Origin of the sequence: Halorubrum salinarum (genome assembly GCF_013267195.1) — an archaeon.
GTDB classification, from domain to species: domain Archaea; phylum Halobacteriota; class Halobacteria; order Halobacteriales; family Haloferacaceae; genus Halorubrum; species Halorubrum salinarum.
The window spans coordinates 152,521-179,258 of sequence record NZ_CP053941.1 but is presented as its reverse complement, the minus strand read 5'-3'; the positions used below and the strand labels follow the sequence as shown (position 1 = coordinate 179,258).

Genomic DNA, 26,738 nt, shown 5'->3' with positions numbered 1-26,738 from the left:
TCGGAGTTAGCCTTCGACGAAGTCGATACCTTCGTACTCGTGGTTCTGGACCTCCAAGACCTGGAGGAACCCGACCGGGTCCCCGTCCTCGTTGAAGTCGATGGGCCCGCTGACCCCCTGGTAGTCCACGTCGTCGGGACCGCTGCCGTCGGCGAGGATCTCGCTGGCGGCCTCGAACGAGGTCACCTGCTCGCCCTCGGGGCCGGAGACGCGCCGGACGGTCTCCTGGAGCGCGGCGCCGCTGAACTCGTCGGCGGCCTGGATCGCCAGGGCGGCGTTGATGACGCAGTCGTACGCGTACGCCGCCCACGAGGTCGGGCGACGCCCGTACTCGGACTCAAAGGCGTCCGCGAACGACTGGTAGTTCTCCTCCTCGACCGGCGCGGAGGGGACGACGATCTTCATGCCGTCGATGCTCCCCTCAGGGGTGTTCTCCAAGACGTTGTCGCCGGAGACCGAGTCGGCGCCGTAGAACTGCGCCTCGTAGCCCGACGAGAACACCTCGTTGACCATCGTGGCGAACTCGGCCTGGTAGGTGACGAACAGCCACGCGTCCGCGCCGGAACTGTTCATCTCGGAGACGACGCCGGAGTAGGACTGCTGGTCCTGGTCGTGGGGCGTGTTGTACACCACGTCGCCGTCGTAGGCCTCGACGAACGCGTCGGTGAGGCTCTGCCCGTAGTCGTTGTTGACGTAGGTGACCGCCACCTCGTCGTAGCCGTCGTCGGCGATGATGTTCGAGAGCGCGAGCGACTGGCTGCGGCCGGACGGCGACATCCGGAGCAGCCCCGGGAAGTCGGTGAGGTTGAGCCCGGTGGAGTTCTGGCTCAGCTGGACCACGTCGGTCCCCTCGACGACGCTCTCGTAGATGGCGAGCGAGACGCCGGAGCCGACCGCGCCGATGAGGAACGGGACGCCGTCCTGGTTGACGAGCTTCTGTGCGGCGGCGATGCCGCCCTGGTTCTCGCTCTCGGAGTCCTCGGTGATCAGGGCGAGGTCGCGGCCGTTGATGCCGACGTCGTTGACGCGCGATAACGCGAGTTCGACGCCGCGCTGGTTCCGCTCGCCGAACGCCGACAGCGACCCGGTCAGCGAGTCGACCATCCCGATCTCGTACGGGCCGGACGAGTCGCCGCCGTCGCTCCCGTCGCTCCCGTCGCTCCCGTCGCCGCCGTCACTTCCGTCGCTGCCGTCGGAGCCGTCGGAGCCGTCCGATCCGTCCGATCCGTCGCCGCCGTCGTCGGTCGTGCTCAGGCAGCCGGACAGGGCGATCACTCCCGCGCCGCCGGTCAGTTTCAGCAGGGTACGCCGGTCAGCCACGTCCGTGGTATCTCGTGACATGTTTATCCGGTAGACCGGAGCACATCCGGGTATCTTAACCCCGGCCCGTCCATGGTCGGGACGAGCGGTTCGGACCGGCGAATTCGTACGTACGGGCACCGTCACAGATTTATACAAATGACATATATTCGTAAGAATTGGTCGGGTGGCAGTATATAGCGGCCCGGGGTCGCAGTGTACACATGCTACCGCCCATCGCGAGCAATTTCGTCGCCGGGGAGACGCCCGAGGCGGCGCTCGCCCACGTCGAGGGGCTGAACGACCGCGGCGTGGCCGGCATCCTGAACCTGCTCGGCGAGCACTACGAGGAGCGGCCGCCCGCCGACGAGGACGCGGACGCCTACGTCGACCTCGTCGGATCGATCGCGGACCGCGACGTCGACGCCTGCGTCTCGGTGAAGTCGAGTCAGATCGGCCTCGACGTCGGCGACGACGTCTTCCGCGAGAACCTCGCGCGGATCATCGCGGCGGCCAACGAGGGAGCCGGGGCCGAGGGGGACGGGACTGGGACGTTCGTCTGGATCGACATGGAGGACCACGAGACCACAGACGTGACGCTCGACGCCTTCGAGCGACACGCGCGCGAGACCGACGGCAACGTCGGCGTCTGCGTCCAGGCGAACCTGAAGCGGACCCGGGACGACCTCGAGCGGCTCGCGGAGCTGCCGGGCAAGGTCCGGCTGGTCAAGGGCGCCTACGACGAGCCCGCCGACATCTCCTACAAGAAGAAGGCGCGCGTCGACGAGTCGTACCGCGACTGCCTCGCGTACATGTTCGAGGCGTTCGACGACGGGATCGCGGTCGGGAGCCACGACCCGGCGATGATCGAGCACGCGGCGGAGCTCCACGCCGACCACGGGACCCCCTACGAGGTCCAGATGCTGACCGGCGTCCGTGAGTCGGCGCAGTTCGACCTCGCGGCCGACGGGGTGACCGTGTACCAGTACATCCCGTACGGCAGCAAGTGGTTCTCGTACTTCTACCGGCGCGTCCGGGAGCGCAAGTCGAACGCGCTGTTCGCGCTGCGAGCGGTCGTCGGCCGCTGACAAGGGGCCGAGGTCACGGGTCCAGGAGCTTCGACTCCGCCTTCCGCAGGTGTTCGAGCAGCGTCGTCTTCGAGACGTCCATGTCGTCGGCGAGCTCCCGGGTCGACGCCTCTCGGGGCCACTCGTAGTAGCCGGCCTCGCGCGCGTGTTCGTACACCGCTCGCTGCGTCGGCGTCAGCGTGTCGAGCCGCTGCTCGCGGGGGGTCCGCCCGGCGTGCCCGGTCGACGACATCGACTCCACCGTCACCTCGGCGCCGGACGCCGCCTGAACCGCGTCGAGCGACTCGCGGATGTCCGTCCGCTCGCCGACGAAGCACACCTGCCACTCCTCGCGCCCGTCCTCGATCCGGACCGGCGCGCTGTGGACGAAGCCGTGTTCGAGCAGCGTCGGACACACCATGTCGGCGGGGTCGTACTCCAGGAAGAACTCGCGGACGACGTTGCCCGGGGCGTCCCGCGCGCGTCCGAACCGCTCCTGGAGCTCCAGGAGGTTGCCGGCGCGGTCGGAGTCGCGGATCGCGTCGAGGAGCGCCTCGACCTCGTCCGTGGTGTCCGCGAAGGCGGTGAACAGCCCGTTCACCGAGTTGGGCGCGGCCGCGTCGGTCCGCGGCGAGTTGTAGATGGCGTGCGCGAGCACGCCGCCCTCCGTCCTGCCCGTCGCCTCGATGGCCCAGCAGTTCGGGTGCCACAGGTCGAGCGTCAGCCTGGTCCCGCTCCAGTCCTCCCGCCCCTCCGCGTCGGTCGTCGCCATTATCCGACACAGTAGGTACCGCACCACGAAGACCCTGCCGCCCATGGTAGGGTGGGTTATTTGGACGTGCCGACGGTAACCGCCACACATGGCGCAGCCCTACCAGCACTACATCGACGGCGAGTGGGTCGACGGCGACGGGTCCGAGACCTTCGAGAGCGCGAACCCCGCGACGGGCGAGTCCCTCGGCGAGTTCCGGCGCGGAACCCCCGACGACGTGGAGCGCGCGGTCGACGCCGCGGACGCGGCGTTCGAGGAGTGGCGCGAGCTCTCGCGGATCCAGCGCGCGGAGTACCTTTGGGACGTGTACCACGAGCTCCGCGACCGGACGGACGAGCTCGGAGCGGTGGTCTCGAAGGAGTGCGGCAAGGAGATCAGCGAGGGGAAAGCCGACGTGGTCGAGGCCGCGCACATGGTCGAGTGGGCCGCGGGCGACGCCCGGCACCCGAAGGGCGACATCGTCCCCTCGGAGATCCCGTCGAAGGACGCGTACATGCGCCGGAAGCCCCGCGGCGTCACCGGCTGTATCACGCCGTGGAACTTCCCGGTCGCGATCCCGTACTGGCACATGGCCATCGCGCTGGTCGAGGGGAACACCGTCGTGTTCAAGCCCGCCGAACAGACCCCGTGGTGCGCTCAGATCATCGCGGAGATGTTCGACGACGCCGGGATCCCGGACGGCGTGTTCAACATGGTCCAAGGGTTCGGCGACGCCGGCAACGCGATCGTCGAGCACGACGACGTCTCGACCGTGCTCTTCACCGGATCCGCGGAGGTCGGCCACCACATCCAGGACAAGCTCGGCGGCGTCGCCGGCAAGCGCGCGGCCTGCGAGATGGGCGGCAAGAACGCCATCGTGGTCACCGAGGAGGCGGACCTCGACGTCGCGGTCCACTCCGCGGTGATGTCCTCGTTCAAGACGACCGGCCAGCGCTGCGTCTCCTCCGAGCGCCTGATCGTCCACACCGACGTGTACGACGAGTTCAAAGAGCGGTTCGTCGAGGTCGCGGAGTCGGTCGCGGTCGGCGACCCGCTCGACGAGGACACGTTCATGGGGCCGCTGATCGAGCCGGAGCACTTGGAGAAGGTCACCGAGTACAACGAGCTCGCCCGCGAGGAGGACGTGAACGTCCTCGTAGACCGGACGGAACTCGACGCCGACGAGATCCCCGACGGCCACGCGGACGGCAACTGGATCGGCCCGTTCGTCTACGAGGCGGACCCCGACGCCGACCTGCGGTGTACCCACGAGGAGGTGTTCGGCCCCCACGTCGCCCTGCTGGAGTACGAGGGCGGCATCGAGCGCGCCGTGGAGATCCAGAACGACGTGGACTACGGGCTGGCCGGCGCGATCATCTCCGAGGACTACCGGCAGATCAACTACTACCGCGACCGCGCCGAGCTGGGGCTGGCGTACGGGAACCTCCCGTGCATCGGTGCCGAGGTCCAGCTCCCCTTCGGCGGCGTGAAGAAGTCCGGTAACGGCTACCCCTCCGCCCGCGAGGCCATCGAGGCCGTCACCGACCGCACCGCGTGGACCCTGAACAACTCGAAGGAGATCGAGATGGCGCAGGGGCTCTCCGCGGACATCAAGACGACCGACGACTGACAAGTCCGGGCTGACATCCGCCGCCGGACCGCCCGGAAACTCTCTTATTCCGTCACGTCGCGGACCGCCGCGACCGTCTCTTCAGGGGTCTCGGCCGCGGCGAGCGCGCCGCGGGGCGCCAGCCGCTCCCGCGGTCGCCCGACCGGCTGCGGCTCGGCGACCGTCTCGATCAGGTCGGCCGCCAGCAGGAGCCGCTTTATCCGCGTGAACGTCGAGGGGCTCCCGAGCCCCGCGTCCTCGCAGGCCCGCCGGAGGGCGCGGTCGAGGACGCCCTCGCGGGCCCCGACCGCGTAGGCGCGGACGCGGGCCGCTTCCGGGTCGGGACCGTCCGCGCTCGCGTCGCCCGAACCCTCCGGCGTGTCGCCCGCGTCGTCCACCGTGTCGCCCGCGTCGTCCGTCACGTCGAGCGCGCGGAGCACCGCCGCCGCGACCGACTCGTCGCACCGCGCCGCGACCCCCTCGTAGACCCGTCGTCTGCTCGGCGTTCGGAGCCCGTACGCCTCGGCGTCTCCGAACGCCGCCCCGTACCGCTCGCGGAGCGAGGCGTCGTCGCCGACGCGGTGCCACCGGGTCGTCTCCGCCGTCACCCCGTCCTCGCTCCCGACCAGGGCGAACCCGATCTCCTCGCCCGCCAGCACCGGGTTCGACTGCGGCGCGTCGAGGACGCGGAGGTCGACGACATCGGCGCCGAGCAGCGCCGCGAGCCGGCTCGCCGACCGGAACCCCGCCGTCGCGTCGTCGACCGCGCTTTCGCCCGCGAGCACCTTCAGCGTCGGGAGTCCCGACGGGTCGGTGCCGTCCGCGTCCCTGTCACCCGCGCCGCCCGACAGGTCCGCGACGCTCGGCTCGACGAGCGTCGGCGCGGCCTCGCGGTACGCCGCGACGACCGCGCGGAGCAGCCGCGGTCCGGGGTCGACGAGGAGCGGGTCGGCGAATGCGCCGAGCCGGATCGGCTCGGGTGTCGAGGGGAGCGCGGGACCGGTCGCCATCAGGCCACCCTACGGACGCGACGGATTAAGCGTGCGGGACCGGACGGAGCGCGGGACGCGGCGGCGCCGGCGCGGGGGCGTCGGATCGCGGCGTGCCGGCTCGCGCGCCTTTTTTATTCAGCGGCCGGAACCGTCTCGCGTGCCACCGCTCGACCTGTCGATCGGGCTCGGAACGTCCGGGCTCGACGACCCCGAGACCTGTACCGACACCGTCGCCGCGGCGCTGGACGCCGGCTACCGCCACGTCGACACCGCGCAGATGTACGACAACGAGGCCGCGGTCGGCGCGGGGATCGCGGCGAGCGACGTCGAACGCGACGACGTGGTCGTCGCCACGAAGGTCCACCCGGAGAACCTCGCGCCCGACGACGTGCGCGAGACCGCGCGCGAGAGCCTCGACCGCCTCGGCCTCGACCGCGTCGACCTCCTGTACGTCCACTGGCCGATCCGGGCGTACGACCCGGAGGCGACGCTGCCGGCGTTCGACGACCTCCGCGACGCGGGCGTCACCGACCACGTCGGCGTCTCGAACTTCACCCCCGACCTGCTGCGCGAGGCGCGCGAGATCCTCGACGCGCCGATCGCGGCCCACCAGGTCGAGTGCCACCCGCGGTTCCGCCAGCCGGAACTGCGCGCGCTCGCTGCCGAGTTCGACCACCGCCTCGTCGGCTACTCCCCGCTCGGCCGGGGCGAGATCCTCGACGACCCGGAGGTCGCCGCGATCGCGGAGCGGAACGACTGCTCGCCCGCGGTCGTCGCACTCGCGTGGGCGCTCGACCGCGGCGTCGCCCCGATCCCGAAGGCGCGCGGCGACCACGTCCGCGAGAACCTCCGCGCGCTCGACATCGACCTGCCCGAGTCCGACCTCGACGCCATCGACGCGCTCGATCCGGGCGAGCGACAGATCGACCCGGAAGACGCGGCGTGGAACCGCTGAGCCGGGCGGCCGACTCCCCGCCGCGGTCAGACTGCGTCAAGCCGCGCCCGTAACTCGGCGTCCGCGCGTTCGATCAGGGCGTCGACCGGCTCGTCGAGGTACGTCGCCCACTGGTCGACGAAGCCCGACCGGCCGAGCATCCTGACGACCTCGTAGACGGGGCGCCGCCGCTCGAACCCCGCCGGGAGCCCCCCGGCCCGCTCGCGGTACCCCTCGCGGAGGGCGGCGGCGAACCGCTCCGGACCGGTCGAGTCGAAGCCGTTGAGCAGTTGGTCCTCCGCGCGGACGAGGTCCCGCGCCGGGTCGCCGACGTGGGACAGCTCCCAGTCGATCGCCGCCACCGCGTCGGCGTCGATGAAGAGGTTCGGCTTCGTGACGTCGCCGTGGAGCAGCGCGGCCGGCGCCTCGTCGAGCGTCCCCCGGTTCGCGCGGACGCAGTCGATCACCGCGTCGTAGTGGCCCGCGAGTCGCTCGGAGGTACCGATCTCCCGGGTCTGCTCGATCGTCGCGAGCAGCACGTCGGACCACGGCGCGAACTCTATGGAGAGTCCGGTTGGCCCGTCGGGTCCCGCGGACATTGCTTTCTCCGCGGTCGCCGCGCGCTCCGCCGCGCTCCCGCGCTCCGTGCCTGCCCCGACTATCTCCCCGTGGTCCGGGAACCGGTCGGCGTGGAGCGCGGCGAGCGCGTCCCCGACGCGGCGGAGCAGTCGCTCGCGCTCGTCGTCGCTCGCCGCCTCGTAGGCGTCCAACAGCCCTCGGCCGGGCGCCGGCGCCGTCGCGAGGTACGCCGGGTCGCCGTCGGGCTCGGCCCCCAATACCTCGGGGACCGGGAGGGGCCCGTGTTCCGCGACGTACCGGAGTACGGCGCGCTCCCGGGCGATCCGGCGGCTCTCGTCGGCCAGCGCGACCTTGAGGAACACCCGGCCACCGTCGGCGAAGACGACGCCCACCGTCTCGTTGGCGCCGTTCCACGAGGGGCCGACGCCCGTCAACCGGTCCACGGCCCGGTCCGGAAACGCCGCCGCGAGGGCCCGTTCGATCGGCTCCGACCCGGCATCGTTCATGGCATTCGTTCCGCGCGGAGCCGTGTTAACATTGTTGTCAGGACGAAATTAGTCGGGGTGCGTGAAATCTCGGAACACGTTTCAGAATCCCGGAACCCGGTGATTATCGACACGCTCATACGTGTTGGCGAACCAAAATAAGCTCGTGAAAGACGGGGTTTCGGACGAGCGTATCGGGTTCGAGGTCGACGGGACGACGCTCACGGTCCGCGACGTGATCGAGGGCGAGGAGATGCAGTTCCATGTCGACCGCGAGCCGGAGCTCTCGCCGGCGCTCCCGGCGCTGTTCCCCTCTCCGGTCGACAACGCCGTCAGCTTCGAGGCGACGTCGCTCGTCGTCCCGGCGTACACGTCGATCGTCGTGCGCGACGCCGAGGGCGAGTTCGTCGAGCGCCCGAACGACCCGACGGAATTCCCGCGGGGATCGTACTGTGTCGAGACCACGGGCGCAGTGAAGTCGACCCTCAGGGTCGAAGACGCGGAGCTGTCGGTCAGCGGCGTCGAGGGACCGGAATCGGTCGAGATATCGCTGGACCGTCCCGCGACCGTCTCCCTCGGCGCCCGCTCGCTCCATACCCGTCCGGAGGCGACGATCACCGTCCCGGACGACCCGGAAGCCCTCGCGGAGGCGGTGTCGGTGCTGGGATCGTCCATCAGAGAGTTTTCGGCGGAGCGGTCCTGGCCGACGCTTCGCGGGTACCCGCCCCGCATCCGCCGAGGGGAGTCGCTCGAAATCCCGAGCCCGCTGACCGTCCCGGACACGGGCCTCGAGGTAGTCGTCCGACCGACGTACGCCGACGTGTACCGCCTCTCGACGCTCGCCTACTACCTCGGGGCCCGGATGACGATCGGCGAGGCGCCGGCCGTCCGGCTCGACAACGGGTACACGGAGCGGCTTCCCACCGACGGCCACCGGCTCGAAGAGCGGGCAACGGACCTGCTTCGCACGTGGTTCTTCCTCGACACGCTCGTGCGGACCGACGGCTACACGATCTCCGACAGGGTGGAGTACGACCTAGTCGGCCCGCAACTGCCGTTTTACCCGCCGAACCTGGACGATCTCTCGCTGAGCGAACGGCTGATGGAGTTCCTGGAAGTCGACGCGGAAACCGTCGAACCGTACGCTCCCGAGTGGGCGACGGAAGCGGTACTCCGTCCCGGCCCCGAAGGGGCCGAGCTCCTGCCGCACCTCGCGCACGTCCTCGCGCCGATTCGAGTCCGTGGCTCCGCCGAGGGGGTTCGCTCGGGGGATCCGGTCGGAGTCACGACGGCGGACCGGCCGACCGGCAGCCGATCGCTCTCCTCCCGCGAGGGCGACTCGGTTCCCGCCCTGGATCCGATACCGGAGTGGACCGCCGCGGCGCTCCCGGCGGCGTACGAACACGAACTTCGGCGGACGCCCCCGGACGCCGGAGACGCGAACGTCACCCTCCTCATCCGGTCCGATGAGCGAGCCCGGCGACTGCGCGAGGCGCTCACGAGCCCGTCGACGCCGGCCCGCGTCGGGTCGCTCTCGGTTATCGGAACGCCGACTTCGGACTCCGTCGCGGACGCGCTGTCGGACCCGTCGATCGACCTGTTGTACTCCGATCTCCCCGTTCGCGAAGGCCTGCCGGTCGCGGACGACCTCCCTCGTTACCCGGCGGCCGACGGCCGATCGGCTCCGGCCGTCAGCGTCTTCGAGGGAAGCTCACGTCCCGCCGTCGCCGTCGACACGGTCCGCCGCGGCGGCACCGGGGCCGCGGTGATCGACGGTCACCTCCCGGCGGACCAGCTTCGAACCGCGATCGAACTGCTCGCCGCCGAAGGCCTTCCGCTCGACACGGCCCTCGCGACGCTACGGCTTCCCAGTCACCCCCCGGTCCGCTTCGCGGGGAACTGCTCCACCAACGTGATGCCCCCGGATCCTCCGACGCCGAGGCTCATCTCTATTGAGTCGGTCTCGGAGTCACAACACCGGGTCACCTGGCGAACGGTACTTTCCCCGGCTTCGTGGCTCGGGGCGGAGTATCAGATCGTCTACGACTGTTTCGACGAGAAGACACGGCTCGTCGGACGCGACCCGACGGAGCGGCCGATTCTCTCCTCGGAAGTGGTGGCCGATTGCTCGGCCGAGCCCGACACCACGCTGTTCCTCAACGGTCAGTTCGTGCCCCCGACAGTCGATCTCACCGTCGAGGACATCGAAGCATCGGCTCGGAAGGCGCTCGCGACCGACGAGTCCGACATCGGCGACCCGAGCGAACTCCGCAGCGAGTCCGAGTGACGCGACTGACGCTGCGCCGAGCGCCGCGAACCGAGTCCGCCTCGGCGACGCCGTCAGGGATCACGCCCGTCGACATTTTTTATTCCCCCGCCGACCAACCGCCGAGTATGCCCCAGATCCACCTCGACGAGGAGACGGTCGAGCGGCTCGACGCGCTCCGGGTCGACGACGAGGAGTACGACGAGATCGTGAGCGAACTGATCAACATCTACGAGGCGGAGGAGCTGACGCTGTTCCGCGGCAGCGACCTGAAGTAACCCCGGCGTCGGCCCCGCGCCTCGGCCGCCCCGCTACTCCTGATACGCGACGCGGACCTGTTCCCACTTCCCGACCTCCTCTAAGTGCGCCTGTAGCTCGTCGGCGTACTCTTGGACGAGCCGCTCGGCGGCCTCCAGTTCCTCGTCGGACGGCCCACCGCCGCCGCCACCCCCGAGTCCGAGCGCGCCCTTGATCGAGTCGACGACCCCGCCGCCGGAGCCGCCCGAGTCGCCGCCGGGGGCGCCGCCCATGCCCGCCATCTGCGACCGGAGGTTCTCCAGTTCGGGCATGATCGCGGGCAGGCTCGACGTGTCCGCGACGACGCGGGCGGCCTCCGGGTCGTCGGCGTTCTCGATCTCGAACTCGGTGGCCGTCATGATCAGTCCCCACTCCTGGCTGGAGAAGCGCGACGCCGCGACGCGCTCGTTGAACTGGTTGTCGACGGTCATCCGCTCGCCGACGATGGCGTCGGTCCACTCGCTCATACCCCTCCGTTCGCCGGTCGCGGTGAAAAGTCCGTCCCCCTGCGGCGAGCGGCGGGTCCGCCCCCGTCGCGCTACCGCCGCAGGTCGTCGAACGCGCCGCCGGCGAGTCCGGGACCGGTCGGGACAGCGATCCGACCGCCCTCGACCCGGCAGGGGTCCGGCGCCAGGTCGCCGTCGAGCAGCGACGCGGTCGCGAGGCCGCAGGGCGACACGTCCGGGACCGCGGCCGCGACGTGGACGGCGGCCGTCCGCGCGACCACCGCGTCGATCGTGGTGGTGACGACCGGCTCGACGCCGGACTCCCGCGCCCGCAGCGCGGCCGCGAGCGCGCGGTCCGGCCCCCCGAGCGCCATCGGCTTGAGCACGACCGCGTCGGCCGCGCCCGCGCCGAGCACCGCGTCGATCCCGCGGGCCGCGACCGACTCGTCGGCGGCGATCGGGACACCGCCGCCGTCGTCGCCTCCGCCGCCATCGTCGCCTCCGCCGCCGTCGGACGGGTCGCCCCGGCGAAGCGCCGCCAAGCCGTCGAGGTCGTCCGGCGGGAGCGGCTGTTCGACGTACGCGAGGTCGAAGGGGGCCAACGCGTCCAGCGCGCGGGACGCCGTCTCGCGGTCCCACGCGCCGTTCGCGTCGGCGCGGAGCGCGACCGCGTCGCCGACGGCCTCCCGGACGGCGCGGACGCGCTCGATGTCGGCGTCGACGTCGCGGGCGCCGACCTTCACTTTCAGACAGTCGAACCCCGCCTCGACCGCGCGCCTCGCGTCGGCGGCGGTCTCCGCCGGCGAGCCGTCCCCGACGGTCGCGTTGACCGGGACCGCGTCCGCGGGGGCGGCGCCGACGCCGGCCGCGTCCGCGAGGTGAGCCGCGAGGCGCCGTCCGCGCTCGCGGGCCGCGGCGTCGGCGACCGCGAGCGAGACGCCGTGGCGCGCGGCCGGCGTCGACGCCGCGTCCAGCGCCTCCGCGGGCGACTCGACTTCTCCCCGGCCGCCGAGGCCGTCGAGCGCGGTCTCGCAGGCCTCCCGCGACTCCGTCCACCCCGGGAGCGGCGTCGCCTCGCCGAGGCCGACCGCGCCGCCTCCACCGTTCCGGCGCTCGACGGTGACCACGAATCCCTCCCGGCGGCCGATCTCCCCGCGGGCGGTGCCGAGGGGACGGGTCAGGTCGAGCGCGAACGGTCGGTGTCGAACGGTCCGGGCCGGCCCCTCGCCGCGCGTGTCGTCGTCGGTCACACCGCCAGGCCGACCGCGAACGCGACCGCGTACGCGGCGAGCAGTTTGCCGGTCGATTCGAGCGCTGGGTTGAGCGCCTCGCCGGAGGTCTCGGTCAACACGGTCCGCGCGACGGTCGCCGCCAGCGGGAGCGTGACGAACGGGAGCAGCGCCGCGAGGCCGTCCCCGCGCGCGACGAACCACAGCGGGGCGAGGTACGCGAGGGCGAGCATCGCGAGGTACTCGCCGCGGGCGAACCGGTAGCCGAAGCGGACCGCGAGCGTGCGCTTGCCGGTCGAGGCGTCCTCCTCGCGGTCGCGGAGGTTGTTGACGACGAGGATGTTCGTCGACAGCGCGGCGATCGGGAGGCTCGCGACCGCGGCCCCGACGGTGACGGTCTCACCGGGCACCCCGACCGGGAACCACCCGGCGAGGAGCGCGGCCGCCTGGACGTAGTACGTCCCCGTCACCGCGATCACGCCGAAGAAGACGAACACGAAGAGGTCGCCGAGCCCGTGGTAGCCGAGCGGGTACGGCCCGCCGGTGTAGGCGATGCCGGCCGCGACGGAGGCGAGTCCGATCACGAGTATCGGGACGCCGCCGACGGCGACGAGGTAGGTGCCGACGCCGATGGCGGCCGCGAAGGTGAGCCACATCGCCCGCTTCACCTCCGCCGGTTCGATGAGGCCGCTGGCGACGACGCGGGTGAACCCCTCGCGGTCGTCGGTGTCGGCGCCCTGGATCGCGTCGTAGTAGTCGTTCGCGAAGTTCGTCCCGACCTGGATCAGCGCCGCCCCCACGAGCGCCGCCAGCGCGGGCAGCGGGGCGAACACCCCGTCGGCGAGCGCCAGCCCGACGCCGACGATCACCGGCGCGGCCGCGGCCGGGAGCGTCTGGGGCCGGGCGGCCATCACCCACGCCCGGCGGCGGGTCACCTCGGTACTCATTGCCGCCAGTTGGTGCGTGGCGTCCCTTAACCTTGCCATCGCGGATCGCCGCCGCCCGCCCCGAGAGCGGTCGGCCGACGGCGATCGACTCGCTCCCCCGCCCTTCGCGGCGAACGATACCGAGTCGCGTACACCTATGCCGCCCGGGCGCGACCGCTCGCTATGGCCCGCGTTCCCTACGCCGAGGCGGCGGACGTGCCGGACGAGTACGAGGACCTCCTGGAGTCGTCGCTCCAGGGGAAACCGCTCCACGTGTACCAGTCGGTCGGCAACAACCCCGAGGTGTTGGCGGGGCTGCGGTCGTTCCTCGGGTCGCTGTGGACCGACAGCGGGCTCACTGAACGGGAGCGCGAGCTCGTCATCCTGGCGGTCGCGAGCGAGGTCGGCAACCGCTACGAGTGGCACCAGCACGTCAACATCGCCCGCGGGGTGGGGATCGGCGACGACGAGATCGCGGCGCTCGGGCGCGGTGACACCGCCCCCTTCGGCGACGATGAGACGACCCTGATCGAGTACGCACTCGCGGTCGTCCGCGGCGAGGTCGACGCGGTCGCGCACGACGAGGTCGCGGCGCTGTACGACGACGAGGCGATCGTCGGCATCGCCGCGACCGCGCGGGGGTACGACGCGCTCGGCGGGATGATCGACGCGTTCGACCTCGAACTGGAGCCCGGGACCGAGTTCCACGGGTGGGACCCCCGCTAACGACCGACAGGTTCGACAGGGTCCGGCCCGTATCGCGGGTATGACCGACACGGAGGCCGCGTCGGCGAACGGCGTCGAGGCGCGGTACGAGGAGACGGGCGGCGAACGACGGCTCACCTTCTCGCGGGACGGCCGCGAGGCGACCGTCGCGCAGAACGTCGAGGGGTACGCCATGCTGAAGGTCCGGCCCGGCCCCGACGGCGACGAACTGGAGCGGTACTACGGGTTCGACATGGCGCTCGACCACGCCGCCGAACTCCTCGGCGTCGCCGTCCCGGATCTCCCGATTCCGGACGCCGCCGCCGACATGGGGATGTAATCGCGGAGGAACTCTTCTTCCTCAGTCGGCGCCCCTCGCGGCCGAGACCGGACCTCGTGAGGAGTCAGCAACATGATCCGGTACCCCGAACGCGAGCCGAACGCCTTCGACCGTGCGGGCGACCGCGATCGAACCGCGCGTCCGGGCGACAGCGCGGTCGACGCCGCGTTCTGTTCGCGTGTGAACCGTCGTCACTGATGAAAATAAATAACTTAGGAGCATCATAGCCGTAGCCGAATATTCTCAATAGCCATATCGGTTTATGAGTGGCACCGGTACGAGGAGTCACGATGGAGCGAAGACAGTTCTTGCGCGGTACCGGCGCGGCGATCGGCGGCTCGCTCGTCGCCGGCTGCGTCGGGGGCGGGAGCGGCTCGGGGACGGTGACGGTCGACTACGCGTACTATAATCCGGTCAGCCTCGTGCTGCGCGAGAAGGGCTGGCTCGAGGCGGCGTTCGCGGACACCGGCACCGACGTCGAGTGGGTGTTGAGCCTCGGCAGCAACCAGGCGAACGAGTACGCGCAGAGCGGCGAGGCCGACGTCTCCTCGACCGCCGGCATCGCGGCGCTGATGGCGCGCACGAACGGCGTGCCGATCACGACGCCGTACGTCTACTCGGAGCCCGAGTGGACGGCGCTCGTCACCTTCCAGGAGACCGGCATCGAGTCGGTCGCGGACCTGGAGGGGAAGCGGGTCGCCGCGACCCGCGGGACTGACCCGTACTTCTTCCTGCTGCAGGCGCTCGGCGACGCCGGGCTGAGCGAGGACGACGTCGAGGTCGTCAACCTCCAGCACCCGGAGGGGCAGTCCGCGCTGGTCCGGGGCGACGTGGACGCGTGGGCCGGGCTCGACCCGCACATGGCCGAGCTCGAGCTCGAACACGACGGGGCCGAGCTGTTCTTCCGCGAGCCGCGGTACAACACCTACGGCTTCCTGAACTTCCTCGACGGGTTCCTCGCGGACCGCACGGAGCAGGCGCGCCGCGTCCTCGAGGCCTACGAGCGCGGCCGCGAGTGGGCGATCGAGAACCCCGAGGCGACCGCGGGGATCCTCGCGGACGCCTCCGAGATGTCGGCGCCGGTCGCGGAGCGCGTGTTCACCCGGCGGACCGACCTCTCCGAGCCCGTCCCGGGCGAGCCGCACCGCGAACTGCTCTCGGACCTCTCGCCGATCCTCGAACGCGAGGGGCTCGTGACCGACGACGCCGACCCCGCCGGCACCGTCGACGAGCTGATCGACTCCGAGTTCGCGACCGAGGTCGTCTGAGATGGCCGCGGACACCCGTCACGAGTCCGAGGCCCGCCGCGGATCGGACGGGGACGGGTCGGCCCGGAGCGCCGAGTCGCGCGGTCTCGGACCGGTCCCGCTCCCCGCCGCGAGCCGGCTCCGGCCGCTGCTCGGGCTGCTCGTTCCCGCCGCGCTCGTCGTCGTCTGGCACGTCGCGGTCGCGACCGGGGTCTTCGCGGCCCATCAGCTGCCGGCGCCGCTGCGGGTGGCGGAGACGCTCTGGGGGATGGCGGCCTCGGGCGAGCTGTGGGATCACGTCGCGATCACGGTTCAGCGCGTCGTCCTCGGCGCCGGCCTCGGGATCGCCGTCGGAATTCTGTTCGGGACCGCGACCGGGCTCTCGCGGACCGCGAGCGACCTGCTCGACCCGCTGTTACAGAGCCTGAAGAACATCCCGTCGCTGGCGTGGGTGCCGCTGTTCCTCCTCTGGTTCGGCATCGGCGAGACCGCGAAGGTGCTGCTCATCGCCGTCGGCGCGTTCTTCCCGGTGTACCTCAACCTCTCGACCGGCATCGCCGCGGTCGACGAGGAGCTGCTGGAGGTCGCCGAGGTGTACGACCTCGGCCGCGTCGAGTCGCTGCGGCGGGTCGTGTTCCCGGCCGCGCTCCCGGACCTGCTCGTCGGGATCCGCGGCGGCGTCGGGCTGGCGTGGATGTTCGTGGTCGCCGCCGAGCTGATCGCGGCGAGCCAGGGGATCGGGTTCCTGCTGAGCGACGGGCGGACCCTCGCGCGGCCCGACATCATCGTCGGGTCGATCCTGCTCTTCGCGTTCCTCGGCAACTGCTCGGACCTCGCGGTGAAGGAGGTGAGAGACCGTGTCGTCGGACGCTGACGCCGACGCCGCGCCGCCGACCGCCGACGCCGCGCCCTCGGACGCGGACCCCGTGCTCGCGGTCGACGGTCTCCGCAAGCGGTACGACGACACCGTCGCGCTCGACGGGGTCGACCTCGCGGTCGCGGACGGGGAGTTCGTCGCCGTCGTCGGCCCGTCGGGCTGCGGCAAGTCGACGCTGCTCCGCGTGCTCTCCGGGCTCGAACCGGCGTTCGAGGGGCGCGTCACGGTCGACGGGACGGACGTGCGCGACGGCGGCAGCGACGCCGTGGGGATGGTGTTCCAGGAGCCGCGGCTGCTCGACTGGGCGGACGTGCGCGAGAACGTCGCGGTCGGGCTCCCGGCGGACGTGGACCCCGACACCGAGGCGGCCCGCGGGCGCGTCAACGACCTGATCGAGACGGTCGGGCTCGACGGCTTCGCCGAGAGCCGCCCGGGCGAACTCTCCGGCGGCATGGCCCAGCGCGTCGCGCTCGCCCGGGGCCTCGCCTACGACCCGTCCGTGCTGCTGCTCGACGAGCCGTTCTCGGCGCTCGACCGGTTGACGAAGGCCGACCAGCAGGACCACCTGCTCGACGTGTGGGCGGAGCGGGGGACGACCGTCGTCCTCGTCACCCACGACGTCGAGGAGGCCGTCTACCTCGCGGACCGCGTCGCCGTCCTCGGCGGCCAGCCCGGCACGGTCGAGTCGGTCGTCGACGTGGACATCGACCGCCCCCGCGACCGGGCGGACGCCGACTTGGTCGCGCTCCGGCGCGAGGTGACGGCGGCGCTCGGTCGGTGAGGGCGGACCGCAGCGACCCCCGACGGGCACCGGCGGGCGGCGCGCGCCGATACGCGGCGCCGCTCACCGATCCGCGGCGCCGCGCGCTGCCCGCCGCCTCCCGTCGTCCCGTGCCACCGCGTGCCGCGCCGCGCGTTCCCACCGCGCGCCGGCCGCGGATCGAAGGAAACGAACGTCGATTCGGCTTATTAACCGGCTTCCGGATCGGAATAGGTCATCAATCACCGGTGTGTGTATAATCTCCTTAAGGTGTATTGATGCCGGTGCTGTCATGCGATTCTCTCGGTTCCCCTCGCGGCGCGCCGAACTTCCGGTCCGCTCCGATTTTGCGATCGTCCAAACGGTTAAGTACCCGACTGTCTTGTCGTGAGTCGATGACAGACATCACGGAGGCTTCGTCGGACACCCCGGCGGATCGAGTTCTTCCAGGGCACGATAGCTTCTAACGTCGACATAGGTCCGGTACGGATCTTCGACACGACCCTGCGAGACGGAGAACAGTCACCACGTACGTCGTTCAGCTACGATGAGAAACGCCGCATAGCGGCGACGCTGGACGACATGAACACCCACGTCATCGAGGCGGGGTTCCCGGTCAACTCGGACGCGGAGTTCGAGGCCGTCAGCGACATCGCCGCCGCGACGGACACCACCGTCTGCGGGCTGGCGCGGGTCGTCGAGGGCGACATCGAGGCCGCCATCGACTCCGGCGTCGAGATGGTCCACGTGTTCGTCTCCACCAGCGACGTTCAGCTGGAGGACTCGATGCACGCGACCCGCGAGGAGGCGAAGGGGCGAGCGGTCGACGCCGTCGAGCAGGTGAAAGACGCCGGCGTCGAGTGTATGTTCTCGCCGATGGACGCCACCCGGACGGACCCGGAGTACCTGATCGACATCGTCGAGGCCGTCTCCGACGCCGGCACCGACTGGATCAACATCCCCGACACCTGCGGCGTGGGGATGCCGACCAGCTTCGGCGAGACGGTCAACGCCGTCGTGGAGGCGACCGACGCGCGCGTCGACGTCCACACGCACGACGACTTCGGCATGGCCGCCGCGAACGCAGTCACGGGCTTCGAGAACGGCGCGGAGCAGGCGCAGGTGTCGGTCAACGGGATCGGCGAGCGCGCCGGCAACGCCGCCTACGAGGAGGTCGTCATGGCCGTCGAGTCGGTGTACGGCGTCGACACGGGCATCGACACGACCCAGATCACCAAGCTGGCTCGGATCGTCGAGGAGGCCTCGGACATCCCGGTGCCGGCGAACAAGCCGATCACCGGGCGGAACGCGTTCGCCCACGAGTCCGGCATCCACGCCGCGGGCGTCATCGAGAACGCCGACACGTTCGAGACCGGCGTGATGACCCCGGAGATGGTGGGCGCGGAGCGCGAGTTCGTGCTGGGCAAACACACCGGCACGCACAGCGTGCGCAAGCACCTGGTGGAGGCCGGCTTCGACCCCACGGACAGCGAGGTCCGGAAGATAACCAAGCGGGTCAAGGAGTACGGCGCCGGCAAGCGGCAGGTGACCGCCGGCGACGTCGAGCGGTTCGCCGAGGAGGCGGGCGTCACGCGCGAGGAGGAGGTCCGGGTCTGATGGACCCCGCCCCGACCGGAGCGCCCCCCGAGCGACCGCGAGGGCGGTCGCGGGAGCACCCGACCGAGGGGCCGTGCGCCGCCCGGCGCCGCGTCCCCCGACAGGAATTTATACCCCGGCCGCGTTGTCTCGGGCGAGATGCGACGGCGTTCCACGGCCGCGGCGCACGCGAGCGTCCCGGGAGCCGTCGCGCCGATCATCGTAGGGGTCTGACCCCCTACACTACCCCTTCCTCACCGACGCGACGCACCGCCGAACGCCGGTGGCCGGACCGTTCTCGAGCCCCGGAGTGCCGCGTTCGACGGGTCGAGGCCGCCCCCGGCCGCCCCGCGTTCGCAGCGACCGACACGACAACCCGCCAGATGCCACACCGCACACCACCACGACAATGAGCGACACAGCAGCACAGCCGCGATCCGACGCCGACGAGTCGGACGACGGCGCGACCGAGGAACCGACCGACCCGGACGACGGACCGGCCGCGGGTGCCGTCTCGACCGGCGCCGAGTCGGTCGTCGCCGCCCTCGAGGCCGCGGGCGCGAAGACCGCCTTCGGCGTCCAGGGCGGCGCGATCATGCCCGTCTACGACGCCCTGTACGACTCGTCGATCCGGCACGTGACGATGGCCCACGAGCAGGGCGCGGCCCACGCCGCCGACGCGTACGGCGTCGTCGCCGGCGAGCCGGGCCTCTGTATGGCCACGTCCGGCCCGGGCGCGACGAACCTCGTCACCGGCATCGCCGACGCCGACATGGACTCCGACGCGATGGTCGCGCTGACCGGCCAGGTCCCGACGGAGTTCGTCGGGAACGACGCGTTCCAGGAGACGGACACGGTCGGGGTCACCCGCCCCATCACGAAGCACAACTACTTCGCGGGCGGCGCGGACACCGTCGGCGACACCGTCGGCGAGGCGTTCGAGCTGTCGCGGGCCGGACGCCCGGGGCCGACCCTCGTCGACCTCCCGAAGGACGTGACGCAGGACGAGACGGACCGGACGCCCGGGCCGGCGACGCCGCCGGCCGGCACCGACCCCGACCCGAACGCCGACGCCGACGCGGTCGAGGAGGCCGCGCGCGCCATCGAGGCCGCCGAGCGCCCCGTCTGCCTGTTCGGCGGGGGCGTCATCAAGGCCGACGCGAGCGACGAGGCGCGGACCTTCGCCCGGAGCTACGGCATCCCCGTGACCACGACGATGCCCGGCATCGGCTCGTTCCCCGAGGACGACGACCTCTGCCTCTCGTGGGCGGGGATGCACGGCACCGGCTACGCGAACCTCGCGATCACCCACACCGACTGCCTGATCGCGGTCGGCACGCGGTTCGACGACCGCCTCACGGGCGGCATCGACACGTTCGCGCCCGAGGCCGAGGTCATCCACGTCGACATCGACCCCGCGGAGATCAGCAAGAACGTCCACGCCGACTACCCGCTGATCGGCGACGCCGGGCGCGTGCTGGACCAGCTGACGGCGGCGGTCCGCGAGGCGCCCGACGCCGCCGCGTGGCGCGACCGCTGCGAGGAGTGGAAGGAGACGTACCCGCTCACGTACGCGACGCCGGACGACGAGCCGCTGAAGCCGCAGTTCGTCGTCGAGGCGTTCGACGAGGCGACCGACGACGACACCATCGTGACGACCGGCGTCGGGCAACACCAGATGTGGGCCTCGCAGTTCTGGACGTACACGGAGCCCCGCACGTGGGTCTCCTCGCACGGCCTCGGCACGATGGGGTACGGCGTGCCCGCCGCGGTCGGCGCGCGCGTCGCCGCCGACACGATGGGCGAGGAGGACCGCGACGTGGTGTGTTTCGACGGCGACGGCTCCTTCCTGATGACGATGCAGGAGCTGTCGGTCGCGGTCCGCGAGGAGTTAGACGTCACCATCGCCGTGCTGAACAACGAGTACATCGGCATGGTGCGCCAGTGGCAGGACGCCTTCTACGAGGGGCGCCACATGGCGTCCGACTACACCTGGATGCCCGAGTTCGACAAGCTCGCGGAGGCGTTCGGCGCCCTCGGGCTGCGCGTCGACGACTACGACGAGGTCGCGCCCGCGGTCGAGGAGGCGCTCGACTACGAGGGGCCGGCCGTGATCGACTTCCACGTCGACCCCGAGGAGAACGTCCTGCCGATGGTGCCGAGCGGCGGCGCGAACGGGAAGTTCGCGGCCGCGGAGGACCAGCTATGAGCGGCGACTCGCCGTCCGCCGGCGCGCCGGAGGCCGACTCGCGGCCCCTCCCGGACGAACAGCCCGGGCCGGACGAGCGTGACCATCCCGAGGGGCGCCGGAATCTGGAAGGGATCCGGATCGACCCGGTCGTCGAGGCTGAACACGAGTCGCGGCGCGCCGTCATCTCGGCGCTCGTGGAGGACGAGCCCGGCGTGCTCGCGCGCGTCTCCGGGCTCGTCTCCCGCCGCCAGTTCAACATCGAGAGCCTGACGGTCGGGCCGACGACCGTCGACGGCCACTCGCGGATCACGATGGTCGTCGAGGAGACGGACCCTGGCATCGACCAGATCGAAAAGCAGATGGCGAAGCTGAAGCCGGTCATCTCGGTCGGCGAGGTCGCGGGCGACGCGGTCACCTCGGAGCTCGTCCTGCTGAAGGTCGAGGCGGACGACCCCGCCGCGGTCCACGCCGTCTCCGAGATGTACGACGGCCGGACGGTCGACGCCGGCCCGGACACGATCACGGTCGAGCTCACCGGCGACAAGGCGAGCATCGACAGCGCGATAAGCGCCTTCGACCGGTTCGGCATCGTCGAGATCGCGCGGACGGGCCCGACCGCCCTCGCGCGCGGCGACACCCCCACGGCGCCAGGAGAGAAACCCGGAACGGCCGGCGAACCGACGACGCACGACGACTGACACGCGGACCCACGCGGACACAACACGATACACATGACCGAAGACGACACCCAGACGTTCGACTCGACAGTATACTACGACGACGACGCGGACGAGGAGGCCATCGCGCACAAGACGGTGGCCGTCCTCGGCTACGGCTCGCAGGGCCACGCCCACGCGCAGAACCTCGCGGACAGCGGGGTCGACGTGATCGTCGGCCTCCGCGAGGACAGCTCCTCGCGGGCCGCCGCCGAGAGCGACGGGCTCCGCGTCGAGACGCCCGCGGACGCGGCCGCCGAGGCCGACGTGGTGAGCGTCCTCGTCCCCGACACCGTCCAGCCGGACGTGTACGAGAACGCGATCGAACCGAACCTCGACGCGGGCGACACGCTGCAGTTCGCGCACGGGTTCAACATCCACTACAACCAGATCCAGCCGCCGGAGGACGTCGACGTGACGATGGTCGCGCCCAAGTCGCCGGGCCACCTCGTCCGTCGGAACTACGAGAACGACCAGGGGACGCCCGGCCTGCTCGCGGTGTATCAGGACGCGACCGGCGACGCCCGCGACGAGGGGCTCGCGTACGCGGCCGCCATCGGCTGTACGCGCGCCGGCGTCGTCGAGACGACGTTCCGCGAGGAGACCGAGACCGACCTGTTCGGCGAGCAGGCCGTCCTCTGTGGCGGCGTCACGTCGCTCGTCAAGCAGGGGTACGAGACGCTCGTCGACGCGGGCTACTCCCCCGAGATGGCGTACTTCGAGTGCCTCAACGAGCTGAAGCTCATCGTCGACCTGATGTACGAGGGCGGGCTCGGCGAGATGTGGGACTCCGTCTCCGACACGGCGGAGTACGGCGGGCTCACGCAGGGCGACGTGGTCGTCGACGAGCACGCCCGCGAGAACATGGAGGAGGTCTTAGAGAAGGTCCAGAACGGGCAGTTCGCCCGCGAGTGGATCGCCGAGAACCAGGCCGGACGGCCCTCCTACACGCAGCTCCGGAACGCGGAGAAGAACCACGACATCGAGGCCGTCGGCGACGAGCTGCGCGGCCTGTTCGCGTGGGAGGAGTCGGCCGACGAGGACGAGGAGGAGTCGGCAGAGGTGACCGCCTGATGAGCGAGGGGACGCTGTACGACAAGGTGTGGGACCGACACAAGGTCACCGAGCTCCCGAACGGGCAGGACCAGCTGTTCATCGGGCTCCACCTCGTCCACGAGGTGACGAGCCCGCAGGCGTTCGGCATGCTGCGCGAGCGCGAGCTCGACGTGGCGTACCCCGACCGGACGTTCGCGACGACGGACCACATCGCGCCCACCGAGGCCGACAAGCGCGAGCGTCCCCTCGCCGACGACCAGGCCGAGGAGATGCTCTCCGCGCTCGAACGCAACGTGAGCGACAGCGGGATCACGTTCTTCGGCTTCGAGTCCGGCAAGCAGGGGATCACCCACGTCGTCGCCCCGGAGCTCGGGCTCTCCCAGCCCGGGATGACCGTCGCCTGCGGCGACAGCCACACCGCGACCCACGGCGCGTTCGGCTCCATCGGCGTCGGCATCGGGACGAGCCAGATCCGCGACGTGCTCGCGACCGGCTGTATCGCCGCGGACAAACAGAAGGTCCGCCGGGTCAACGTCGAGGGCGAACTCGGCGAGGGCGTCTACGCGAAGGACGTGATCCTGAAGGTGATCCAGGACCTCGGCGTCGACGGCGGCGTCGGGCACGTGTACGAGTACGGCGGCCCCGCCATCGAGGCGCTCGACATGGAGGGCCGGCTCGCGGTGTGTAACATGTCCATCGAGGGCGGCGCCCGCGCCGGCTACATCAACCCGGACGAGACCACCTACGAGTACCTGAAGGGCCGCGAGTACGTCCCCGAGGGCGAGGCGTTCGAGGAGCGCAAGGCGTACTGGGAGTCGATCAGCTCCGACGACGACGCCGAGTACGACGACGTGGTCACGGTCGACGCCGACGGGCTCGACCCGCTCGTCACCTGGGGGATCAACCCCGGACAGGTGATCGAGATCTCGGAGCCGGTCCCGCACCCGGACGACTTCGAGGCCCGGACCGACCGCGAGGCGGCCGAGCAGGCGCTCGACCACATGGAGATCGAGGCCGGCCAGTCGATGCTCGGCTACGACGTCGACGTGGCGTTCCTCGGCACCTGTACAAACGGCCGCCTCTCCGACTTCGAGGAGGCCGCGAAGATCTTAGAGGGGAACACGGTCGACGAGGACGTCCGCGCGCTGGCCGTCCCCGGGTCCGAGACCGTCCGCCAGCAGTGCGAGGAGCGCGGCATCGACCAGACGTTCATCGAGGCCGGCTTCCAGTGGCGCCGCGCCGGCTGTTCGATGTGCCTCGCGATGAACGACGACGCCCTGGAGGGCGACGAGGTGTGCGCCTCCTCGTCGAACCGGAACTTCATCGGGCGGCAGGGGTCGAAGGACGGCCGCACCGTCCTGATGAGCCCCGCGATGGTCGCGGCCGCGGCCGTCGAGGGCGAGGTCGCCGACGCGCGCGAGTACCTCGACGACGGGCCGACGGGCGGCGCCGGCGGCGTCGAGGAGGTGGCCGACTGATGAGCGCGAACGACGCGGACGACCAGCACATCACCGAGGTGTCCGGCACGGGGGTCCCGATCCCCGGCGACGACGTCGACACCGACCAGATCCTGCCGGCGAAGTTCATGAAGGAGGTCACGTTCGACAACATGGCGGACTACCTCTTCTACGACGCCCGGCGGGACGACGACGGCGAGTTCAACGACCACCCGCTCAACCGCTTCGAGGGGGCGTCGATCGCGGTCGTCAACTCCAACTTCGGCTGCGGCTCCTCCCGGGAACACGCGCCGCAGGCGATGATGCGGTGGGGGATCGACGGCGTCGTCGGCGAGTCCTACGCCGAGATCTTCCGCGACAACTGCAAGTCGCTGGGCATCCCGGCGGTCACGACGGACCACGAGACGGTCGTCGAACTCCAGGAGTGGATCGAGGCGAACCCCGACGGCGACATCGACGTGGACGTCGAGAACGAGACCGTCACCTACGGCGACACCGTCATCGACGTCGACGTCGACGACGCGATGCGCGAGGCCCTGGTCGAGGGGATCTGGGACACGACCGCCCTGATGTACTCGAACCGGAGCAAGGTCGACGAGACGGTCGCCGACCTGCCGTACGTCGAGGGGGACGACTGACCGGATGCCCGACGAGATAGTCGTCATCGAGGGCGACGGCATCGGCCGCGAGGTCGTGCCGGCCGCCGTCGAGGTGCTGGAGTCGCTCGACGTCGAGTTCGAGTTCGTCGCCGCCGACGCGGGCGACGCGACGAAAGAGGCGACCGGCGAGGCGCTCCCCGCCGAGACGTACGAGCGCGTCGCCGACGCGGACGCGACGCTGTTCGGCGCGGCCGGCGAGACGGCCGCCGACGTCATCCTCCCGCTGCGCGAGGCGGTCGACTCGTTCGTCAACGTCCGGCCCGCGAAGGCGTTCCCGGGCGTCGACGCGCTCCGCCCGGAGACGGACGTGGTGTTCCTCCGCGAGAACACCGAGGGCGTGTACTCGGGCCACGAGGACCGGCTCTCCGAGGACCTCTCGACGCTGACGCGGGTCGTCACCTCGTCGGCGTCCCGGGAGCTGGCCGAGTACGCCTGCGAGTTCGTCGACGACGGGCGCGGGCCCGCGGGCGACCCCGACGAGGGGTTCACGGTCGCGCACAAGGCGAACGTGATGCGCGAGACGGACGGCCGGTTCCGCGAGGAGGTGCTCGACGTGGCCGCCGAGCGCGGCGTCGACGCGGACGAGGAGCTGATGGACGCGTTCGCGACGAAGCTCCCGCTAGACCCGAGCCAGTACGGCGTGATCGTCTGCCCGAACCTCGCGGGCGACGTGCTCTCCGACCTGGCCGCGGGCCTCGTCGGAGGGCTCGGCCTGCTCCCCTCGGCGAACGTCGGCCACGACAACGCGCTGTTCGAGCCGGTCCACGGGACCGCGCCCGACATCGCCGGCAAGGGGATCGCGAACCCCACGGCGGCCATCCTCTCGGCGGCCATGCTCCTGGAGTACCTCGGGCACGTTGAGGAGGGCCAGCGGGTGCGCGACGCGGTGGAGGGCGTCCTCTCCGACGGGCCCCGCACCGGCGACCTCGGCGGGTCGGCGACGACCGACGAGGTCACCGCGGCGGTCGTCGACCGCGTGTAAGGCGCGTTTCGCCGCCGATCGGCCCGACGTCGGCGGTCGCGCCGACCGCGGGCGAACCACAAGACAAGAAACCCTGCGGCTCCTCCGGCCGAGTATGAGCAACTACGAAGTCGCGATGGAAGCCGCCTGGTTGGTCCGTGACGTCGAGGAGACCGACGACGCCATCGGCGTCGCGGTCAGCGAAGCCGGCAAGCGACTCAACGAGACGGACAAGCAGTACGTCGAGGTCGAGCCCGGCGTCACCGGCTGTCCGGCCTGCGGCGAGCCGTTCGACGCCGCGTTCCTCGCGGCCAACACGGCCCTCGTGGGACTCCTCTTGGAGATCGACATCTTCAACGCCGACAGCGAGGAGCACGCCGAGCGGATCGCGAAAAGCGAGGTCGGCGGCGCGCTCCGCGACGTGCCCCTCGAAGTCATCGACGTCTTCGAGACGGAGGCGGACGAGGACGAGGACGCGCCGGAGCGGTAGACGCGAGCGCGAGATCGGTCGGTGCCGAAAGCTTTTCTAATAACCTCGGGTAATTTAGCGGTATGGAACTGCCGACGCCCCAAGACCTCCGCGAGCGCCGGACCGCGCTGGAGCTGACCCAGAGCGAGCTCGCCGACGCCGCGGACGTCTCCCAGCCCCTCATCGCGCGGATCGAAGGCGGCGACGTCGACCCGCGGCTCTCGACGCTGCGCCGGATCGTCAACGCCCTCCAAGAGGCGGAAGGCGAGGTCGTCCGCGCGGCCGACCTGATGAACGAGACGGTGATCAGCGTCGCGCCGGACGACGCGGTGAGCGGGGCGGTCGAGCTGATGGAGGCGGAGGCGTACTCGCAGCTCCCCGTCCTCCAGAACGGCGTGCCCGTCGGGTCGATCAGTCAGGGCGACGTGGTCCACGCCGGCGAGAACGTCGGCGACCACCCCGTCAGCGAGGTGATGAGCGAGTCGTTCCCGACGGTCGCGCCGTCGGCGACCGTCGACGAGGTCCGGAACCTCCTCGACCACTACAAGGCCGTGATGGTCACCGACGGCGGCGAGACCGTCGGGATCATCACAGAGGCCGACATCGCCGCGCAGCTGTCGTAAGAGATCGACGCGGGGCCGCGTTCACTCCTCCCGGCGCTCCGAAAGCCGCTCCCAGATCTCCGTACAGCCCGCCCCGTCCGGCACGTCGTCGAGGTGTCCCGCGTCGTCCGGCTCGTCGCCCTCGCGCGTCTCGCCGTCCTCGCCGTCGCGCTCGTCCGGCGACGCGTCCCGGTCTGTCATCGTCTCCCGTTCGGCCCCGAC

General features: G+C 71.1%; 27 protein-coding genes. 19 read left to right on the top strand and 8 right to left on the bottom strand.

The window, feature by feature from the left end:
* Positions 1-6 precede the first annotated feature (6 nt).
* Complete coding sequence (locus HPS36_RS00940) at positions 7-1,341, bottom strand: ABC transporter substrate-binding protein (protein WP_173228156.1); 1,335 nt, start codon at positions 1,339-1,341, stop codon at positions 7-9.
* A 182-nt stretch (positions 1,342-1,523) separates the two neighbouring features.
* Here HPS36_RS00940 and HPS36_RS00935 point away from each other — a divergent pair, with 182 nt between their 5' ends.
* A complete protein-coding gene (locus HPS36_RS00935; protein ID WP_173228155.1) occupies positions 1,524-2,387 on the top strand; it encodes a proline dehydrogenase family protein in 864 nt (287 codons plus the stop codon).
* Positions 2,388-2,400: 13 nt separating this feature from the next.
* Here the strand turns inward: HPS36_RS00935 and HPS36_RS00930 are convergent, their stop codons facing one another.
* Positions 2,401-3,138, bottom strand: coding sequence for a helix-turn-helix domain-containing protein (locus HPS36_RS00930; protein WP_137715556.1), 738 nt, complete (start codon positions 3,136-3,138; stop codon positions 2,401-2,403).
* Between the two features lie 88 nt (positions 3,139-3,226).
* Here HPS36_RS00930 and HPS36_RS00925 point away from each other — a divergent pair, with 88 nt between their 5' ends.
* Complete coding sequence (locus HPS36_RS00925) at positions 3,227-4,747, top strand: aldehyde dehydrogenase family protein (RefSeq protein ID WP_121562104.1); 1,521 nt, start codon at positions 3,227-3,229, stop codon at positions 4,745-4,747.
* A 44-nt stretch (positions 4,748-4,791) separates the two neighbouring features.
* Here HPS36_RS00925 and HPS36_RS00920 read toward each other — a convergent pair whose 3' ends face one another.
* Positions 4,792-5,736, bottom strand: a complete 945-nt coding sequence (locus HPS36_RS00920; RefSeq protein WP_173228154.1) for a transcriptional regulator TbsP domain-containing protein — start codon at positions 5,734-5,736, stop codon at positions 4,792-4,794.
* 139 nt (positions 5,737-5,875) lie between these two features.
* Here HPS36_RS00920 and HPS36_RS00915 point away from each other — a divergent pair, with 139 nt between their 5' ends.
* Positions 5,876-6,673, top strand: coding sequence for an aldo/keto reductase (locus HPS36_RS00915; RefSeq protein WP_173228153.1), 798 nt, complete (start codon positions 5,876-5,878; stop codon positions 6,671-6,673).
* 26 nt (positions 6,674-6,699) lie between these two features.
* Here the strand turns inward: HPS36_RS00915 and HPS36_RS00910 are convergent, their stop codons facing one another.
* Positions 6,700-7,737 carry a phosphotransferase family protein gene (locus HPS36_RS00910; RefSeq protein WP_173228152.1) on the bottom strand — a complete coding sequence of 346 codons (1,038 nt, stop codon included), beginning with the start codon at positions 7,735-7,737 and terminating at the stop codon, positions 6,700-6,702.
* 145 nt (positions 7,738-7,882) lie between these two features.
* Between HPS36_RS00910 and HPS36_RS00905 the strand changes: the two genes are divergently transcribed.
* A complete protein-coding gene (locus HPS36_RS00905; protein WP_173228151.1) occupies positions 7,883-10,003 on the top strand; it encodes a hypothetical protein in 2,121 nt (706 codons plus the stop codon).
* A 107-nt stretch (positions 10,004-10,110) separates the two neighbouring features.
* The gene (locus tag HPS36_RS00900; protein ID WP_167551910.1) at positions 10,111-10,260 is read left to right on the top strand and encodes a DUF7557 family protein; all 150 of its coding nucleotides are present in this window, start codon (positions 10,111-10,113) and stop codon (positions 10,258-10,260) included.
* 33 nt (positions 10,261-10,293) lie between these two features.
* On the opposite strand, the gene HPS36_RS00895 is transcribed toward HPS36_RS00900, so the two are convergent.
* The 3 genes from HPS36_RS00895 to HPS36_RS00885 all read right to left on the bottom strand — a co-directional run bounded on the left by HPS36_RS00895 (position 10,294) and on the right by HPS36_RS00885 (position 12,901).
* Positions 10,294-10,746, bottom strand: a complete 453-nt coding sequence (locus HPS36_RS00895; protein WP_137715561.1) for a DUF5799 family protein — start codon at positions 10,744-10,746, stop codon at positions 10,294-10,296.
* Between the two features lie 71 nt (positions 10,747-10,817).
* Positions 10,818-11,975, bottom strand: a complete 1,158-nt coding sequence (locus HPS36_RS00890; RefSeq protein WP_173228150.1) for a mandelate racemase/muconate lactonizing enzyme family protein — start codon at positions 11,973-11,975, stop codon at positions 10,818-10,820.
* Complete coding sequence (locus HPS36_RS00885) at positions 11,972-12,901, bottom strand: 1,4-dihydroxy-2-naphthoate polyprenyltransferase (RefSeq protein WP_173228149.1); 930 nt, start codon at positions 12,899-12,901, stop codon at positions 11,972-11,974. The genes HPS36_RS00890 and HPS36_RS00885 overlap by 4 nt, the downstream gene beginning before the upstream one ends.
* Positions 12,902-13,063: 162 nt before the next feature.
* On the opposite strand from HPS36_RS00885, the gene HPS36_RS00880 reads away from it, so the two are divergent.
* The 14 genes from HPS36_RS00880 (at position 13,064) to HPS36_RS00815 (ending at position 26,537) form a co-directional block, all read left to right on the top strand.
* The gene (locus HPS36_RS00880; RefSeq protein WP_173228148.1) at positions 13,064-13,606 is read left to right on the top strand and encodes a carboxymuconolactone decarboxylase family protein; all 543 of its coding nucleotides are present in this window, start codon (positions 13,064-13,066) and stop codon (positions 13,604-13,606) included.
* A 40-nt stretch (positions 13,607-13,646) separates the two neighbouring features.
* Entirely contained in the window at positions 13,647-13,925 is a 279-nt protein-coding gene (locus HPS36_RS00875; RefSeq protein ID WP_173228147.1) for a DUF7111 family protein, read from the top strand.
* A gap of 290 nt (positions 13,926-14,215) precedes the next feature.
* Complete coding sequence (locus tag HPS36_RS00870) at positions 14,216-15,193, top strand: aliphatic sulfonate ABC transporter substrate-binding protein (RefSeq protein WP_137715565.1); 978 nt, start codon at positions 14,216-14,218, stop codon at positions 15,191-15,193.
* A 1-nt stretch (position 15,194) separates the two neighbouring features.
* Positions 15,195-16,046 (top strand): ABC transporter permease, encoded by an 852-nt coding sequence (locus tag HPS36_RS00865; RefSeq protein ID WP_173228146.1) that lies wholly within the window; start codon positions 15,195-15,197, stop codon positions 16,044-16,046.
* Complete coding sequence (locus HPS36_RS00860; RefSeq protein ID WP_173228145.1) at positions 16,030-16,830, top strand: ABC transporter ATP-binding protein; 801 nt, start codon at positions 16,030-16,032, stop codon at positions 16,828-16,830. The genes HPS36_RS00865 and HPS36_RS00860 overlap by 17 nt, the downstream gene beginning before the upstream one ends.
* A 414-nt stretch (positions 16,831-17,244) precedes the next feature.
* Positions 17,245-18,426 (top strand): LeuA family protein, encoded by a 1,182-nt coding sequence (locus HPS36_RS00855; protein ID WP_449405252.1) that lies wholly within the window; start codon positions 17,245-17,247, stop codon positions 18,424-18,426.
* 388 nt (positions 18,427-18,814) lie between these two features.
* On the top strand, positions 18,815-20,614 hold the full coding sequence (gene ilvB / locus HPS36_RS00850; RefSeq protein ID WP_173228144.1) for a biosynthetic-type acetolactate synthase large subunit: 1,800 nt from the start codon (positions 18,815-18,817) through the stop codon (positions 20,612-20,614).
* Positions 20,611-21,294 carry an acetolactate synthase small subunit gene (gene ilvN, locus HPS36_RS00845; protein WP_173228143.1) on the top strand — a complete coding sequence of 228 codons (684 nt, stop codon included), beginning with the start codon at positions 20,611-20,613 and terminating at the stop codon, positions 21,292-21,294. The genes ilvB and ilvN overlap by 4 nt, the downstream gene beginning before the upstream one ends.
* A gap of 33 nt (positions 21,295-21,327) precedes the next feature.
* On the top strand, positions 21,328-22,386 hold the full coding sequence (gene ilvC / locus HPS36_RS00840; RefSeq protein WP_137715571.1) for a ketol-acid reductoisomerase: 1,059 nt from the start codon (positions 21,328-21,330) through the stop codon (positions 22,384-22,386).
* A complete protein-coding gene (leuC, locus tag HPS36_RS00835) occupies positions 22,386-23,846 on the top strand; it encodes a 3-isopropylmalate dehydratase large subunit (protein WP_121562121.1) in 1,461 nt (486 codons plus the stop codon). The genes ilvC and leuC overlap by 1 nt, the downstream gene beginning before the upstream one ends.
* Positions 23,846-24,463 (top strand): 3-isopropylmalate dehydratase small subunit, encoded by a 618-nt coding sequence (leuD, locus tag HPS36_RS00830; protein ID WP_173228142.1) that lies wholly within the window; start codon positions 23,846-23,848, stop codon positions 24,461-24,463. The genes leuC and leuD overlap by 1 nt, the downstream gene beginning before the upstream one ends.
* A gap of 4 nt (positions 24,464-24,467) precedes the next feature.
* The gene (locus tag HPS36_RS00825) at positions 24,468-25,466 is read left to right on the top strand and encodes an isocitrate/isopropylmalate family dehydrogenase (protein WP_173228141.1); all 999 of its coding nucleotides are present in this window, start codon (positions 24,468-24,470) and stop codon (positions 25,464-25,466) included.
* Between the two features lie 94 nt (positions 25,467-25,560).
* Positions 25,561-25,935 carry a DUF555 domain-containing protein gene (locus HPS36_RS00820; RefSeq protein ID WP_053772161.1) on the top strand — a complete coding sequence of 125 codons (375 nt, stop codon included), beginning with the start codon at positions 25,561-25,563 and terminating at the stop codon, positions 25,933-25,935.
* A 62-nt stretch (positions 25,936-25,997) separates the two neighbouring features.
* The gene (locus HPS36_RS00815; protein WP_006628588.1) at positions 25,998-26,537 is read left to right on the top strand and encodes a CBS domain-containing protein; all 540 of its coding nucleotides are present in this window, start codon (positions 25,998-26,000) and stop codon (positions 26,535-26,537) included.
* A 21-nt stretch (positions 26,538-26,558) separates the two neighbouring features.
* On the opposite strand, the gene HPS36_RS00810 is transcribed toward HPS36_RS00815, so the two are convergent.
* Positions 26,559-26,717: a hypothetical protein gene (locus tag HPS36_RS00810; protein ID WP_173228140.1), complete on the bottom strand. Its 159-nt coding sequence runs from the start codon at positions 26,715-26,717 to the stop codon at positions 26,559-26,561.
* Positions 26,718-26,738: the final 21 nt, after the last annotated feature.

Bases quoted from the DNA above. Each gene is read 5' to 3' on its own strand.
- HPS36_RS00940 (WP_173228156.1), bottom strand. From the start codon at position 1,341: ATGTCACGAGATACCACGGACGTGGCTGACCGGCGTACCCTGCTGAAA.
- HPS36_RS00935 (WP_173228155.1), top strand. From the start codon at position 1,524: ATGCTACCGCCCATCGCGAGCAATTTCGTCGCCGGGGAGACGCCCGAG.
- HPS36_RS00930 (WP_137715556.1), bottom strand. From the start codon at position 3,138: ATGGCGACGACCGACGCGGAGGGGCGGGAGGACTGGAGCGGGACCAGG.
- HPS36_RS00925 (WP_121562104.1), top strand. From the start codon at position 3,227: ATGGCGCAGCCCTACCAGCACTACATCGACGGCGAGTGGGTCGACGGC.
- HPS36_RS00920 (WP_173228154.1), bottom strand. From the start codon at position 5,736: ATGGCGACCGGTCCCGCGCTCCCCTCGACACCCGAGCCGATCCGGCTC.
- HPS36_RS00910 (WP_173228152.1), bottom strand. From the start codon at position 7,737: ATGAACGATGCCGGGTCGGAGCCGATCGAACGGGCCCTCGCGGCGGCG.
- HPS36_RS00900 (WP_167551910.1), top strand. From the start codon at position 10,111: ATGCCCCAGATCCACCTCGACGAGGAGACGGTCGAGCGGCTCGACGCG.
- HPS36_RS00895 (WP_137715561.1), bottom strand. From the start codon at position 10,746: ATGAGCGAGTGGACCGACGCCATCGTCGGCGAGCGGATGACCGTCGAC.
- HPS36_RS00885 (WP_173228149.1), bottom strand. From the start codon at position 12,901: ATGAGTACCGAGGTGACCCGCCGCCGGGCGTGGGTGATGGCCGCCCGG.
- HPS36_RS00880 (WP_173228148.1), top strand. From the start codon at position 13,064: ATGGCCCGCGTTCCCTACGCCGAGGCGGCGGACGTGCCGGACGAGTAC.
- HPS36_RS00875 (WP_173228147.1), top strand. From the start codon at position 13,647: ATGACCGACACGGAGGCCGCGTCGGCGAACGGCGTCGAGGCGCGGTAC.
- HPS36_RS00870 (WP_137715565.1), top strand. From the start codon at position 14,216: ATGGAGCGAAGACAGTTCTTGCGCGGTACCGGCGCGGCGATCGGCGGC.
- HPS36_RS00865 (WP_173228146.1), top strand. From the start codon at position 15,195: ATGGCCGCGGACACCCGTCACGAGTCCGAGGCCCGCCGCGGATCGGAC.
- ilvB (WP_173228144.1), top strand. From the start codon at position 18,815: ATGAGCGACACAGCAGCACAGCCGCGATCCGACGCCGACGAGTCGGAC.
- ilvN (WP_173228143.1), top strand. From the start codon at position 20,611: ATGAGCGGCGACTCGCCGTCCGCCGGCGCGCCGGAGGCCGACTCGCGG.
- ilvC (WP_137715571.1), top strand. From the start codon at position 21,328: ATGACCGAAGACGACACCCAGACGTTCGACTCGACAGTATACTACGAC.
- leuC (WP_121562121.1), top strand. From the start codon at position 22,386: ATGAGCGAGGGGACGCTGTACGACAAGGTGTGGGACCGACACAAGGTC.
- leuD (WP_173228142.1), top strand. From the start codon at position 23,846: ATGAGCGCGAACGACGCGGACGACCAGCACATCACCGAGGTGTCCGGC.
- HPS36_RS00825 (WP_173228141.1), top strand. From the start codon at position 24,468: ATGCCCGACGAGATAGTCGTCATCGAGGGCGACGGCATCGGCCGCGAG.
- HPS36_RS00820 (WP_053772161.1), top strand. From the start codon at position 25,561: ATGAGCAACTACGAAGTCGCGATGGAAGCCGCCTGGTTGGTCCGTGAC.
- HPS36_RS00815 (WP_006628588.1), top strand. From the start codon at position 25,998: ATGGAACTGCCGACGCCCCAAGACCTCCGCGAGCGCCGGACCGCGCTG.
- HPS36_RS00810 (WP_173228140.1), bottom strand. From the start codon at position 26,717: ATGACAGACCGGGACGCGTCGCCGGACGAGCGCGACGGCGAGGACGGC.